16 protein-coding genes are annotated in these 12,504 nt (G+C 67.9%); 11 read left to right on the forward strand and 5 right to left on the reverse strand.

The genetic code is table 11. From position 1 onward, the window contains the following. The first annotated feature begins 29 nt into the window (after positions 1-29). Together ACWGL1_RS07890 and ACWGL1_RS07895 are read left to right on the forward strand one after the other, a co-directional pair. Positions 30-461: a hypothetical protein gene (locus tag ACWGL1_RS07890; RefSeq protein ID WP_452111696.1), complete on the forward strand. Its 432-nt coding sequence runs from the start codon at positions 30-32 to the stop codon at positions 459-461. Between the two features lie 102 nt (positions 462-563). Next, entirely contained in the window at positions 564-917 is a 354-nt protein-coding gene (locus tag ACWGL1_RS07895) for an ArsC family reductase (RefSeq protein WP_346486511.1), read from the forward strand. Positions 918-920: 3 nt separating this feature from the next. Here the strand turns inward: ACWGL1_RS07895 and ACWGL1_RS07900 are convergent, their stop codons facing one another. Then, a complete protein-coding gene (locus ACWGL1_RS07900; protein WP_289647651.1) occupies positions 921-1,157 on the reverse strand; it encodes a DUF2188 domain-containing protein in 237 nt (78 codons plus the stop codon). Positions 1,158-1,347: 190 nt separating this feature from the next. On the opposite strand from ACWGL1_RS07900, the gene ACWGL1_RS07905 reads away from it, so the two are divergent. The 9 genes from ACWGL1_RS07905 to ACWGL1_RS07945 all read left to right on the forward strand — a co-directional run bounded on the left by ACWGL1_RS07905 (position 1,348) and on the right by ACWGL1_RS07945 (position 8,483). After that, complete coding sequence (locus tag ACWGL1_RS07905) at positions 1,348-1,731, forward strand: DUF6249 domain-containing protein (protein WP_291774177.1); 384 nt, start codon at positions 1,348-1,350, stop codon at positions 1,729-1,731. Positions 1,732-1,754: 23 nt separating this feature from the next. After that, the gene (locus tag ACWGL1_RS07910) at positions 1,755-2,312 is read left to right on the forward strand and encodes an RNA polymerase sigma factor (RefSeq protein ID WP_291774179.1); all 558 of its coding nucleotides are present in this window, start codon (positions 1,755-1,757) and stop codon (positions 2,310-2,312) included. Then, positions 2,302-2,733: a hypothetical protein gene (locus tag ACWGL1_RS07915; protein WP_291774181.1), complete on the forward strand. Its 432-nt coding sequence runs from the start codon at positions 2,302-2,304 to the stop codon at positions 2,731-2,733. The genes ACWGL1_RS07910 and ACWGL1_RS07915 overlap by 11 nt, the downstream gene beginning before the upstream one ends. Positions 2,734-2,877: 144 nt before the next feature. After that, on the forward strand, positions 2,878-3,651 hold the full coding sequence (locus ACWGL1_RS07920; RefSeq protein WP_291774183.1) for a tetratricopeptide repeat protein: 774 nt from the start codon (positions 2,878-2,880) through the stop codon (positions 3,649-3,651). Positions 3,652-3,675: 24 nt separating this feature from the next. Continuing rightward, entirely contained in the window at positions 3,676-5,097 is a 1,422-nt protein-coding gene (locus tag ACWGL1_RS07925; protein WP_291774186.1) for a PQQ-like beta-propeller repeat protein, read from the forward strand. A 31-nt stretch (positions 5,098-5,128) separates the two neighbouring features. Further along, positions 5,129-6,754 carry a ribosome biogenesis GTPase Der gene (der, locus tag ACWGL1_RS07930; RefSeq protein ID WP_452111697.1) on the forward strand — a complete coding sequence of 542 codons (1,626 nt, stop codon included), beginning with the start codon at positions 5,129-5,131 and terminating at the stop codon, positions 6,752-6,754. Positions 6,755-6,820: 66 nt separating this feature from the next. Next, complete coding sequence (locus tag ACWGL1_RS07935; protein ID WP_452111698.1) at positions 6,821-7,543, forward strand: RNA polymerase sigma factor; 723 nt, start codon at positions 6,821-6,823, stop codon at positions 7,541-7,543. Positions 7,544-7,597: 54 nt separating this feature from the next. Next, positions 7,598-8,143, forward strand: coding sequence for a DUF4142 domain-containing protein (locus ACWGL1_RS07940; RefSeq protein ID WP_452111699.1), 546 nt, complete (start codon positions 7,598-7,600; stop codon positions 8,141-8,143). Continuing rightward, entirely contained in the window at positions 8,133-8,483 is a 351-nt protein-coding gene (locus ACWGL1_RS07945; RefSeq protein WP_338578442.1) for a cupredoxin domain-containing protein, read from the forward strand. The genes ACWGL1_RS07940 and ACWGL1_RS07945 overlap by 11 nt, the downstream gene beginning before the upstream one ends. Here ACWGL1_RS07945 and ACWGL1_RS07950 read toward each other — a convergent pair. The 4 genes from ACWGL1_RS07950 to purF are packed head-to-tail and all read right to left on the reverse strand — an operon-like array spanning position 8,467 to position 12,443. Next, a complete protein-coding gene (locus ACWGL1_RS07950) occupies positions 8,467-9,756 on the reverse strand; it encodes an O-antigen ligase family protein (protein ID WP_291774193.1) in 1,290 nt (429 codons plus the stop codon). The two genes, ACWGL1_RS07945 and ACWGL1_RS07950, sit on opposite strands and share 17 nt — an antisense overlap. A 33-nt stretch (positions 9,757-9,789) precedes the next feature. Next, positions 9,790-10,551 (reverse strand): SDR family NAD(P)-dependent oxidoreductase, encoded by a 762-nt coding sequence (locus ACWGL1_RS07955; RefSeq protein WP_291774195.1) that lies wholly within the window; start codon positions 10,549-10,551, stop codon positions 9,790-9,792. A 38-nt stretch (positions 10,552-10,589) separates the two neighbouring features. Continuing rightward, the gene (locus ACWGL1_RS07960) at positions 10,590-10,931 is read right to left on the reverse strand and encodes a VOC family protein (protein ID WP_312219648.1); all 342 of its coding nucleotides are present in this window, start codon (positions 10,929-10,931) and stop codon (positions 10,590-10,592) included. Positions 10,932-10,937: 6 nt separating this feature from the next. Beyond that, positions 10,938-12,443, reverse strand: a complete 1,506-nt coding sequence (gene purF, locus ACWGL1_RS07965) for an amidophosphoribosyltransferase (RefSeq protein WP_291774200.1) — start codon at positions 12,441-12,443, stop codon at positions 10,938-10,940. Between the last annotated feature and the right edge of the window lie 61 nt (positions 12,444-12,504).

Consider the following 12,504-nt stretch of genomic DNA (forward strand, 5'->3'; position numbering starts at 1 on the left):
TCGCACCCAACTGGGTGCAGGAATCGAGCATGCAGGTTCAACCTGAAGAATACGAGGCATTGAGGGGTTGGCTCTCGCATATGGTGCGATTGATGATGCATGACGTGGTGTCGGGCTCTGACATCGATCCGATTGTCGTGCTCGACCGCATTGCAGAAACCTCCCCCGTGAAAGCGCGAAAGAGCCTGTCTATGGCGATAGGCGACATCGTGGAGATGAGCAGCAACTGGCCCCTCGATAAAATCCTAGAAGCTGATCGCCAACTTTCGGAAGCTGAACTACCTTCGCTTTCCGCTGTTTGTGCGAAGTTCAGCAAGGCCGTTGCAAAGATTGTCCGCAAGGGCGTCATCGCAAACGACGCTGAGTTCTATCTGGTGAGCAGCGCGGCTGAAATGACCGGTGATAATCAGCAAGTTCTCTTGAACTTGGTTGCGGCCTACGAAGGCAAGGCGGTCGACTAACGTCCGCAACGGGTCGAAAGCCGACCTGTTCACGCGCTCCAAATTGACCCTTCCGCGCTTCGATGCCAGACCCCGGCTGTTCGTCATGCTTGGAGTTCGCCCATGACCCGCACCCTGTATGGCATCAAGGCCTGCGACACGATGAAGAAGGCGCGCGTCTGGCTGGATCAGAACGGCGTGGCCTATGACTTCCATGACTATAAGGCCGCAGGCGCGAACCGCGCCGAGGTGGAGCGCTGGGTCGCCGAACATGGCTGGGAGAAGGTGCTGAACCGCGCGGGCACCACCTTCCGCAAGCTGTCGGACGCCGACAAGGCCGACATCGACGCCGCCAAGGCGGTGGACCTGATGCTGGCCCAGCCGTCGATGATCAAGCGGCCGGTGCTGGATCTGGGCGACGGGCGGACGCTTCTGGGCTTCAAGCCGGAGGTCTACGCCGAGGCCCTGAAGGGTTGAGGCTCAGTCCTCGACGGCGGTGGTCGGGCGGTCGTGGCCGTCGGCGCGTTCTGTGACCCATTGGCCCGAAGCGTCTTCATACTCGATCCAGGAGGTGCGGTCCGGCACGCGTTGTTCGCGCGCCGCCGCCGAGGCCGCCGCCAGCGCCGCTGCGTGGCTGGGGAAGGTCTCGGAATAGCTGTCGCCCAGTTGGTAGGCCCAGCCGCCGTCGTGCTGGACGATGCGATAGGTGATGTTCATACGCGCCTCCGAGGGATCGGCGGCCACCGTCGAACGGCGACCGAAGCCTGTCGAGTCACGCTGTGGTGACGCATTACGAAGAGTTCATGCGCCGAACTGCATCCATCGGCCATCATCGCCGCCTCTTGTGATCAGAAGGCCGCCGCATCAGGCTGAGCCGGAACACGTTTCACACTAGGGGCGACAACCCATGAACGGCTTTGAAATCCTCATCCCCCTGGCGCCCTTCCTCATGGTGGTCGCCATCGTCGCCATCCCCGCCTGGCTGAAGAGCCGCGACCGGCGCGAGATGCAGGCCACCCTGCGAGCGGCCATCGAAAAGGGCCAACCCCTGCCGCCTGAAGTGATCGAGAGCATCAGCAAGGAAAACGCCAAGCCGCCGGCGACGGCCGCGCGCGACCTGCGCACCGGGGTCATCCTGCTGGCGGTGGCCGTCGGCATCGGCATCTTCGGCTATGCGGTCAGCTTCGCCGAGATGGACGCCTACTATCCCATCGTCGGGATCGCCGCGATCCCCGGCATGATCGGCCTGGCCTTCATCATCCTGAGCTTCTTCAACAAGAACAAAGGGTAGGCGGCCGAACAGGGAAGACCGTCATGGCCCAACCCTTACGCGACATGCACGACGTCGAACTGGCCGGGCTTGCGGCCGGCGGCGGCCGCCGGGAGTTCGGCGAGCTGGTCCGTCGGCACGGCTCGGCGGTGCGAGGCCTGTTGCGCCGCATGGGCGCCCAGCCCGCCTTGGCCGACGACGTGGCCCAGGACGCCTTTCTTCTGGCGTTCGAGAAGTGCGCCGAGTTCCGGGGCGAGGGCACCTTCGCCGCCTGGATCAAGCGCATCGCCGCGCGTCTTTATCTGAAGCGCATCTCCAAGGAGGCGCGCTATGTGGCGGAAACCGAAACGGAAGACGCCGCGCCCGCCGTCGACAGCATCGGCCGCGTCGATCTGGACGAAGCCCTGCGGGGCCTCAGCGAGGCCGAACGCCTGTGCGTCTCCCTGTGTCATGGCGCGGGGCTGTCGCACCCGGAAATCGCCGCGGCCATGAATTTGCCGCTTGGAACGGTGAAATCTCATGTCAAGCGTGGTCTGGATAAACTTCGGGCCCGGCTCCAGCCGGGGCCGGTTGCAATCGGGAGCGCATCCCATGTCGGCTGACGAATTCGATCCGGCGATCGAGCGCCTGTTCGCCCAGACGCCGCACTTCGCTGATTCGGCCTTCTTTGAAGCGGACGTGGCCGCGCGTCTGAACAAGGCCTCGCGCGTGCGGTCCATCGCCCTGTCGGCGGCGGGGCTGGCCGGGGGGCTGATCGCCGTGCGCGAACTGCTGGGCGTCAACTTCCAGCTGGGGCCGGACGGCTTCACGGCCCACGCGGGGGGCGGCGTCGATTCGGCCGGAGCCCAGGCCGGGATCCAGGGCGGGCTGGCGGTTCAGTCCCTGCTGGAGCGGTCCGGATTGGGCGATGCGGCCCTCAGCGCCATGGGCTCCATGGGCGGGATGCAGATGTTCTGGGCCACGGCCGGGGTGCTGGTGGCCCTGCTGGCGGCGGGCGTGGTGAAGCTGTCGCAACAGATCTGAGCGCCGTTTTCCCGCCCCAGTCGCGGCTTAGGGCTGGAAAAAGCCGTTTCGCGCCCAACGCCTGCGTTGCGGGCGTGACGCCGAACCTCTAGGGTCGCGGCGTTTTTATGATCGGCCTTGGCTGCATTTTTGGGGCGACGTTTCGTGGTTGATGTCTTCGAACAGGTCGAGGAGGAGCTTCGCTCCGAACGCTATAAGCGTCTGGCTCGCACCTGGCTGCCGGTTCTGGGCGGCCTGCTGGCCGTGGCTCTGGTCGCCGCCCTCGCCTGGTGGGGCTGGCAGTCCTATGTGAGTTCGCAGGCCGACAAGGCCTCGGCCGCCTATCAGCAGGGCATCGACGCCCTGCAGGAAGGCAAGACCGCCGAAGCCCGGACCGCCTTCGCCGAGTCGGCCAAGGCCGGCGGCGGCTACAAGGCCCTGGCCCTGATGCAGGAAGCCGGTCTGGCCCAGGCCGAGAACAAGACGGCCGACGCCGTCGCCCTGCTGGATGAAGCGGCCAAGGCGACGCGGGACCCCATCCTGTCGGACATCGCGGCGCTGAAGGCGGTCTTCCTGGTGATGGACACGGCCTCGCTGGAGGACGTCCAGAAGCGCCTGGAGCCGCTGACCGGCGAGAAACGCCCGATGTCGGCCTTCGCCCAGGAGGCTCTCGCCATGGCCCAGCTGCAGCACGGCAAGACCGCCGAGGCGCGCCAGACGTTCGTGCAGCTGCAACTCGGCCAGGACGTGCCGGACCCGGTTCGCCAGCGCGCCCAGGCCGCCGTTCAGGCCGTCGACACGGGCACGGCCGCCAACCTGGCCGCCATCGTCAAGGCCGCTGCGGCCCTGCCGACGCCGACGCCCGGCCAGGCCGCCGCCGCTGCTCCGGCCGAGGCTGCGGCCCCGGCTCAAGCGCCGGCCGCGACGCCTGCTCCCTGATTTGACTCCCTCGGGACGCCAACCATGACCAAAACCCTTAAAGTCGCCCTGTTGAGCGGTCTGGCCCTGACCGTCGCCTCGTGCGGGACGGTGCGCAACGCCCTGCCGTTCGGCTGGGGCGGAAGTAAGGAGCCGGTTGCGACGGCGACCGAAGGGCAGCGCATCTCCATTCTGGAGTTCGAGCAGCAGCTGGCGCCGTCGGCGGCCCTGTCCGGCCGTGACTTCTTCCTGCCGGGTCCGCAGGCGGCGACGGCCTGGAGCCAGCCCGGCGGCAACGCCGAGAACGCCGTCGAGCACGTCATCGCCGCGCCGGACTTCGCCGTCGCCTGGCGTCGCGATATCGGCGCCGGATCGGCGAAGGACCGTCAGGTCATGGCCCCGGTGGTGGCCGAGGACGGCAAGATCTTCGTCATGGACGGCGAGGCGGGCGTGACCGCCGTGGACGCCGGCACGGGCGCCGTGCTGTGGAAGGCCAGCGTCAAGGTCGACGAGGCCGATCGCGGCCGCCGCTTCCTGGGCATCGGCCTGGGCGGCGGTTCGGGCGGCGGCGGCTTCGGCGGCGGCATCGCCGTCAGCGGCGGCAAGGTCTTCGTCTCGTCCGGCTATCGCGTCATGACGGCGTTCGACGCCAATACGGGCGCCGAGCTGTGGCGCACGCCGGTCGATCTGCCGATTCACGGCGCGCCGACGGTGTCGGGCCAGCGGGTCTATGTCGTCGACGTCGACAACCAGTTGATGGCCTTCAACGTGGCCAACGGCCAGCAGGACTGGTCCTATCGCGGCATCACCGAGCCGGCCCGCATCATGCGCGCCTCCAGCCCGGCGGTCAGCGGCGGCACGGTGGTGGCGCCCTTCTCCTCGGGTCAGATCGTGGCCCTGCAGGCGACCAACGGCCAGCCGGTGTGGGAGCAGGTGCTGTCGCGCACCAGCCGCACCAGCGCCCTGTCGGAACTGCGCGACATCGCCGGTCGTCCGGTCGTCAGCCGCGGCCAAGTCTACGCCATCAGCCAGTCGGGCGTGCTGCAGGTCATGGACCTGCGCAGCGGCCAGCCGAAGTGGTCCCTGCCCATCGTCGGGGTGAACCAGCCCCTGCCGGTCGGCGACGTCGTCTATGTCGTGTCCCAGGCAGGCGAGCTGACCGTGGTCAACCGCGAGACGGGCCAGGTCTACTGGACCCGCGACCTGAACGAGGGCCGTGTCCGCAAGGAAGGCGGCTTCCTGGGCTTCGGCAAGCGCACCGTGCGTCCGGTCTGGTCCGGCCCGATCCTGGCGTCGAACCGCCTGGTGCTGGTCAACTCGGACGGCGAGGCCGTGGCCTTCGATCCGAAGACGGGCGCGCAGACCGGCAGTCTGAAGCTGGGTTCGGCCGCCTATATCGCCCCGGCCGCCTACAACGGCGCCCTCTATGTCCTGACCGACAAGGGCCAGCTGGTCAGCATCCGCTGACCTTTTCACCGATTTAAGCTAGAAGGCCGACATGGCTCTGAAGGTCGCCATCGTCGGCCGCCCCAACGTGGGCAAGTCGACACTGTTCAATCGTCTCGTCGGCAAGCGCCTTGCGCTGGTCGATGATCGCCCCGGCGTGACCCGCGACCGCCGCTACGCCGACGGCGTGATCGGCGACATGGATCTGACCCTGATCGACACCGCGGGGTATGAGGACGTCACCGACGAAAGCCTGGAAGCCCGGATGCGCGAGCAGACCGAGGCGGCGATCGAGGACGCGGACCTGATCCTGTTCATGATGGACGCGCGCGAAGGCGTGACCTCGCTGGACCGCATCTTCGCCGATCGTCTGCGCAAGGTGCACAAGCCCGTCGTCCTGCTGGCCAACAAGTCTGAAAGCCGCGAGAGCGGCGGCGGCGTGGGCGAGGCGCACGGCCTGGGCTTCGGCGAACCGGTGCCGATCTCGGCCGAGCACGGCGAGGGCATGGCCGACCTGTATCAGGCGATCCTGGCCGCCTCGGAAGACATCTTCGTCGAGGAAGTCGACGAGCCGGAAAAACCGATCCGCATTGCGGTCATCGGCCGCCCGAACGCCGGAAAGTCGACCCTGATCAACCGCCTGATCGGCGATGATCGCCTTCTGACCGGACCCGAAGCCGGGATCACGCGCGACTCCATCTCGGTGGACTGGGTCTGGGAAGGCCGCAACATCCGCCTGATCGACACCGCCGGGATGCGCCGCAAGGCTCGCGTCCAGGAGAAGCTGGAGAAGCTGTCGGTCGCCGACACCATCCGCGCCATCACCTTCGCCGAGGTGGTGATCATGGTGATGGACAAGGACGACGCCTTCGACACCCAGGACCTGCAACTGGCCGATCTGGTCGAGCGGGAAGGGCGGGCGCTGGTCTATGTCGCCGCCAAATGGGACCTGGAGGAAGAGCCTCAGTCCCGTCTGGCCGAGCTGAAGCGCCTGGCTGACGACAAGCTGCCGCAGCTGCGCGGTTCGCCCTTCGTGGCCCTGTCCTCGTTCAACGGACGGGGCGTCGAGCGTCTGATGCCCGCCGTGCTTCAGGCCTATGACACCTGGTCGGTGAAGGTGAAGACCCGCGACCTGAACGACTGGCTGTCGCTGGCGACCCAGAGGCACCCGCCGCCCGCCGTGGACGGCAAGCGCATCAAGCCGAAGTATGTGGCGCAGACCAAGGCGCGTCCTCCGACGTTCGTGCTGTTCGCCAGCCGCGCCTCGGCCATGCCGGACCACTACAAGCGCTATCTGATCAACTCGATCCGCGAGAGCTTCGACTTGCCGGGCACGCCGATCCGCCTGACGGTCAAGTCGGGCTCGGCCAACCCCTATGCCGACGGCGGGGCCAAGTCGGGGCCGGAGCGCTTCAAGGGCGACGCCAAGACCGCGCCGCGCCGCGTGCTGAAGGCCGAGAAGGAAGAGAAGCTGTCCAACCTGCCCGGCAAGGCGCTGGAGCAGAAGGCCAAGGCCAGCATCAAGCCCAAGGTGAAGCCTCTGGGCGGGCTGAAGGCCAGCGCGTCCAAGAAGTCGGGGACCAACGCCTTCGTCGGCAAGGGCGCGCGCGGCGGCGCCCGCCAGGTGTCGCGCTCGGGCCGCGTCCGCACGGGACAGAAGGGCGGCGCCAAGCGCTGATTCCCTGACGGGAACCTTTGCCCGGCTTTTGGCGTCAGTTGAGGCGCAGGAGGCGGATGAAGGGTCATGAAGCACGCGCGTATCGACTATGTCGCCCTGACGACGCCCGACCTGGTCGGACGGGCGCAGGGCGGCGACCCTGAGGCCTTCCGCGCCATCATGCAGCGGGCCAACCAGCGGCTGTTCCGCGTCGCCCGGGCGGTCCTGCACGATGAGAGCGAGGCCGAGGACGCGCTGCAGGACGCCTATGTGCGCGCCTTCCTGGGCATCGGCCGATTTCGCGGCGAAGCGGACATCGTCACCTGGCTGACCCGGATCGTGCTGAACGAGGCGCGCGGCCGCCTGCGCCGACGCCGCCCCTTCGCGGCGCTGGAGGCGGTGGAGACGGCGCAGACGACGACGGGCGAGATCATCCTGTTTCCCGGCGCGGCGTTCGACGCTGGGCCGGAGAGCGATGCGGCCCGAAGCCAGATCCGCAGCCTGATCGAACAGGCGGTGGACGACCTGCCGCCCGCCTTTCGCGCCGTCTTCATCATGCGCGACATCGAGGGGTGCTCGATCGAGGAGACGGCGGCGGGCCTGGGACTCAAGCCCGAGACGGTGAAGACCCGACTGCATCGCGCGCGTCGCCTGTTGCGTCAGGCGCTGGATGAGCGGGTGTCGGCCTGTTTGATCGGCGCCTTCCCGTTTCTGGGCGCCCGTTGCCGCCGAATGTCGGATCGAGTGCTGGCCCGGCTGGCGCACGTGCAGCCGGCGAAACCGGAAACGGGAACTTTATCCGGGGGCTGATGCTCCAATGTCCCGACGGCGGCGCATGGCCGCCGCGACAGAGGAGACCGAGCCATGTTCAAGAGTCTTTTCGTGGTTGGAGCCCTGGCGTTGGCGCCGTTATCGGCGGCTCAGGCCCAAAGCCATCCGCAGGCGTCGGCGCCCGCCGCCCAGCCCAGCGATCCCCAGATCGCGCACATCGCCTATACGGCGGGGCAGTTGGACATAGAGGCGGCGGATCAGGCGCTGGCCAAATCGACCAATGCCGAGGTCCGCGCCTTCGCAGAGACCATGAAGCGCGACCACGCGGCGGTGAACGAGCAGGCCATGGCCCTGGTGAAGAAGCTGAACGTGACGCCCGAGGCCAATGCGACCTCGACCGCCCTGACCGAGGCGGCGGCGCGCGAGCGGGAGAGGCTGGCGGGGCTGTCGGGCATGGCCTTCGACAAGGCCTATATCGACAATGAGGTCGCTTTTCACCGCACGGTCAATGAAGCCCTGCGCGGGACACTGATCCCCGGCGCGCGCAACGCTGAACTGAAGGCCTTGCTGGAACGCGGTCTGGCGCTGTTCCAGGAGCATCAGGCCCACGCCGAGCAGTTGGCCCGTCATGTCCGTTGATCAGGGGAAGGGCGAGCGCTCTCGGCGCGAGGTTCTGGCGTCGGCCGCAATCCTGACCCTCGCCGTAGCCTGGCCGGCTCGCGCCGCCGGGCGGCGACATGTCGTCGTGATCGACAAGATGGCCTTCGGAGCGCCGCCGTCGGGCGTGAAGGTCGGCGATACGATCACCTGGACCAACCGGGACATCGTTCGACATACGGCGACGGCGCGGAACGGGGCTTTCAACCTGGATCTTCCGCCGGGGGCTTCGGCGTCGGCGGTGATGAGCCGGGCCGGCGCCGTTCCCTACTACTGCCGCTATCACCCGGCGATGCGCGGCGAGATCAGCGTGGGGGTCTAGCCTGTTCCGGCTCGTCGCCCAGCACGAGTTTCAGCGCCAGGGCGACCACGATGACCCAGCGCAGTTCGTGCCAGTTCATGGCGATGCTTTCGCTGAGCATGGTGAAGGTGAAGGACACCATCATCGGCAGGGCCAGCCAGCCGCCGGGACTGGCGTAGGCGGCCCACAGGGACTGCGCCCAGATCTGCACCAGCCACAGGGCGAACAGGATCACGCCGCCCAGGCCCAGGGCGATGTAGATCTCGAGCCAGCCGCTGTGGGCGTTGGCCGGCAGGAAGTGGGCCTGATGCCCGATCCAGGCCTTGGGGCCGGTGAAGCTGGGGTCGTCCCATACGGCGCCGTAGCCGAAGCCGCGCCAGGGGTGGTCGGACATCTGCTCCATGATGCCGGACCAGATCTCGGTGCGCCCGGTCAGGGTGGCGTCCTTGCCCAGAAGCTCCAGCACCACGTCCGTCTCGGTCGCGATCAGCAGGCCTGCGCCGATGACGACCACGACCGCCAGCCAGGTGGCGATGATGGCGCGTAACGGGCCGGACTTCACCACGGCCACGAAGCCCATGGCGCTGAGCGACAGCAGCAGCACCAGCAAGGCGGTCTTCGAGGTCGACAGAATGACCAGGGCCATCGATACGACCGCCAGGCCGAACCAGAGCTTGCGCCGTTCGGGAACCATGATTCCGGCGGCCAGCAGGAAGATGGTGGTCTGGACCATGACATGGCCGAGGCCGTTCTTCTCGAGCCAGAGACCGCGCCAGGCGCCGGGGAAAATCTCCTGCATCCGGCCGAAGTCGGGCAGCAGCGCGCCGAGCAGGAAGGAAATGACGGCCAGGGCGCCGAGCGTTCCGGCCACGATTTCCGTCAAGGTCCGCCAACTCCACCGGGAAGCCAGGGCGACGCCGCCCAGGGTGGTGAACAGCAGGGCTGGAATCCGCCGCGCCGTCAGATCCGGCATGATCGACCAGAAATAGGTCGCCGCCGTCAGCAGCAGAAGGGCGATCAGCAGGGGAGAGCGCGCCATGCCCCGGACCGCGCGGTCGGGCCTCATGCAGACCAGCACGAGGGCCATCAGATAGGCGGGGTAGTAGAAGTTCCTGAGGAAGTCGGCCGACCGCGCGCCGTAGTTGGTCAGCGGGGCGCCCCAGAAACTGACATAGGTCAGGATCAGGCCGACCGAGGTCGCGAACGCCACGATGTCGGCCAGCGGCGCCGCGCGGATCAGGGGGGCGGCCCGAGAGGCGGCCGGAGAAACGGGCAGGGGCGCCCGGCTCCGCATCGCTGACGCCTGATCCCCCCCCTGCATGGCGGGTTAGACGAGGGCGTCCGCCGACAGGCCGTGCTTCCATTCCTTGAAGCTGACCGTCAGAGGCGGTGTGAAATCAGGGCGGGCCAGTTCGACGATCAGGGGACCGATCTCGGAAGGATGTGGCAGAACGCCGGGATCTTCACCCGGAAAGGCCTGGGCGCGCAACTGCGTCCGCATTCGGCCGGGATCGACGATGGAGACGCGCACCGGCGTGCTCTCGATCTCATCGGCCCAGCATTTGACCAGGGCCTCGGCGCCGGCCTTGGTCGCGGCGTACATGCCCCAGAAGGCGCGCGGCTGGCTGGCCACGCTGGTGGTCAGGTGGATGGCGCGACCGGCGTCAGAGGCGCGCAGCAGCGGCTCCAGCGAGCGGATCAGGCGGTAGACGCCGGTGAAGTTGATCTTCTCGACCTTGGCGAACTCGCGCGGCTCGGCGTGGGCGACCGGGGTCAGGCCCGACGGGCCCATGGTGGCGGCCGCTTGAACCCAGATGTCCAGCTTGCCGTAGCGCTGGAACAGGGCGCCGCCGAGGCGGTCGATGGCGCCGCCGTCCACCAGATCGAACGGGACCAGGCTGGCGTGCTGGCCCGTGGCGGCGAAGATTTCGTCGTCCAACTCTTCCAGGGCGCCTTGGGTGCGCGCGGCGGCGATGACGTGGGCGCCGGCCTTTGCCAGGGCCAGGGCGGCCTCGCGGCCGATGCCGCGCGAGGCGCCGACGACCAGGGCGACGCGGTTGGCGAGGGGGAGGGAAGCGTGTTCGGACATGGCCCGCTGATAGCGCGGCCGGGCGTTCGGCGAAAGGCTCAGTAGCCCGGCGCGGGCTGCCACAGGCTGAAGCTGACGCCCTGATCGTCGCTGACGACGGCGGACAGGCCCGACGGGCTTTCCGCCGGGACGGCGCAGCGACCGCCGAGTTCATTCACACGGGCGCAGGCGGCGTGGATGTCGTCCACGCGGAAGTAGAGGTTGGGAAAAGCCTTTTGCTCGCCCTTGGTGATGCCGAAGGCGGGATCGGAGTCGACCACATGGGCGTAGGTCGGGCTGGACGAGGCATCGTCGAAGCGCCAGCCGAACAGGCCCGCGTAGAAGGCGCGGGCCTTGTCGACGTCAGGGGTGTCGAGCGTGAAGTAGCCGAGCTGGATCATCCAGCCTTAAGCGGTCACCAGCAGAGAAAGTTGCTTCCCGCGCGGATCGCGGCCGCCTTCCTCGATCTCACGGTCCAGCAGGCGGGTCGGATAGTCGCCGGTGAAGTAGTGGTCGGTGTACTGCGGATTGGCGGCGTTGCGCGGTCCAGCGCCCAGGGCGTCGTACAGGCCGTCGATGGACAGGAAGCCGAGGGAATCGACCTCCAGCACGGCGCGCATCTCTTCCATGCTGTGGGTGGCGGCCATCAGCTGCGACCGTTCGGGCATGTCGATGCCGTAGAAGTCGGGATAGAGAATCTGCGGGCTGGCCGAGCGCAGGTGAACCTCCTTGGCGCCCGCCGCGCGCACAGCGCGGACCAGCTTCAGCGAGGTGGTGCCGCGCACGATGGAATCGTCGATCAGCACGACGCGCTTGCCTTCCAGGGCGGCGCGATTGGGGCTGTGCTTCATCCGCACGCCCTTCTGACGGGCGCCCTGGCTGGGCTGGATGAAGGTGCGGCCCAGATAGTGGCTGCGGATGATGCCCATTTCATAGGGCAGGCCGCTTTCCTGGGCGTAGCCGAGGGCGGCGGGAACGCCCGAGTCGGGCACAGGCACCACGACGTCGGCCTCGACCACGTGCTCGCGCGCCAGGCGGCGGCCCATCTCCTTGCGGACGTCGTAGACGGACAGGCCGTTCACGACCGAGTCGGGGCGGGCGAAGTAGACGTATTCGAACAGGCAGGGGCGGGCGGCCCGCGCGGCGAAGGGCTTGATCGAGGTCAGGCCTTCGTCGTCGATGACCACGACCTCGCCGTGCTCGACGTCGCGCACGAAGGTGGCGCCGATCAGGTCAAGCGCGCAGGTCTCGGACGCCAGCACCCAGGCCTCGCCGACCTTGCCCAGCACCAGGGGGCGGATGCCCAGCGGATCGCGCGCGCCGATCATCTTGAAACGGGTCTGGGCCACCAGGGCGTAGCCGCCCTCGATGCGGCTCAGGGCGTCGATGAAGCGGTCGACGATCTTGGCCTTACGGCTGCGGGCGATCAGGTGGAGGATGGCCTCGGAGTCCGAGGTCGATTGGAAGATCGCGCCTTCCTGCACAAGTTGCGCGTGCAGGTATTTGAAATTGGTCAGGTTGCCGTTGTGGGCGATGGCGATGCCGCCCTGGTCCAGATCGGCGAACATCGGCTGGATGTTGCGCAGGAAGCTGCCGCCGGCGGTGGAGTAGCGGGTGTGGCCGATGGCGGCCCGGCCCGGCAGCCGCTCGTTCAGCGCCGCGTTGCCGAAGGCCTCGCCGACCAGGCCCTGGTGCCGTTCCGTGTAGAAGCGCTCGTCGTGGACGCTGGCGATGCCGCAGGCTTCCTGGCCGCGATGCTGCAGGGCGTGCAGGCCAAGTGCGACGATGGAGGAGGCTTCGTTCTCGGGCGCGCCCCAGACGCCGCAGACGCCGCACTCCAGGCGCAGTTGATCGTCCTCCGGCTCACGCCAGTGCTCACGGTGAACGACGGGTTCGGCGATATGGTGGCGCATCGTCAGGCTCCGATGACCGGGAAAGGATAACTCAAAGGACGGCGCCGCGCACGTAGTCCGC

The organism is Brevundimonas sp. NPDC055812 (assembly GCF_053616535.1).

Bases quoted from the DNA above. Each gene is read 5' to 3' on its own strand.
- ACWGL1_RS07940 (WP_452111699.1), top strand. From the start codon at position 7,598: ATGTTCAAGAGTCTTTTCGTGGTTGGAGCCCTGGCGTTGGCGCCGTTA.
- ACWGL1_RS07955 (WP_291774195.1), bottom strand. From the start codon at position 10,551: ATGTCCGAACACGCTTCCCTCCCCCTCGCCAACCGCGTCGCCCTGGTC.
- purF (WP_291774200.1), bottom strand. From the start codon at position 12,443: ATGCGCCACCATATCGCCGAACCCGTCGTTCACCGTGAGCACTGGCGT.
- ACWGL1_RS07925 (WP_291774186.1), top strand. From the start codon at position 3,676: ATGACCAAAACCCTTAAAGTCGCCCTGTTGAGCGGTCTGGCCCTGACC.
- ACWGL1_RS07900 (WP_289647651.1), bottom strand. From the start codon at position 1,157: ATGAACATCACCTATCGCATCGTCCAGCACGACGGCGGCTGGGCCTAC.
- ACWGL1_RS07890 (WP_452111696.1), top strand. From the start codon at position 30: ATGCAGGTTCAACCTGAAGAATACGAGGCATTGAGGGGTTGGCTCTCG.
- ACWGL1_RS07945 (WP_338578442.1), top strand. From the start codon at position 8,133: ATGTCCGTTGATCAGGGGAAGGGCGAGCGCTCTCGGCGCGAGGTTCTG.
- ACWGL1_RS07895 (WP_346486511.1), top strand. From the start codon at position 564: ATGACCCGCACCCTGTATGGCATCAAGGCCTGCGACACGATGAAGAAG.
- ACWGL1_RS07915 (WP_291774181.1), top strand. From the start codon at position 2,302: ATGTCGGCTGACGAATTCGATCCGGCGATCGAGCGCCTGTTCGCCCAG.
- der (WP_452111697.1), top strand. From the start codon at position 5,129: ATGGCTCTGAAGGTCGCCATCGTCGGCCGCCCCAACGTGGGCAAGTCG.
- ACWGL1_RS07950 (WP_291774193.1), bottom strand. From the start codon at position 9,756: ATGCGGAGCCGGGCGCCCCTGCCCGTTTCTCCGGCCGCCTCTCGGGCC.
- ACWGL1_RS07905 (WP_291774177.1), top strand. From the start codon at position 1,348: ATGAACGGCTTTGAAATCCTCATCCCCCTGGCGCCCTTCCTCATGGTG.
- ACWGL1_RS07960 (WP_312219648.1), bottom strand. From the start codon at position 10,931: ATGATCCAGCTCGGCTACTTCACGCTCGACACCCCTGACGTCGACAAG.
- ACWGL1_RS07910 (WP_291774179.1), top strand. From the start codon at position 1,755: ATGGCCCAACCCTTACGCGACATGCACGACGTCGAACTGGCCGGGCTT.
- ACWGL1_RS07935 (WP_452111698.1), top strand. From the start codon at position 6,821: ATGAAGCACGCGCGTATCGACTATGTCGCCCTGACGACGCCCGACCTG.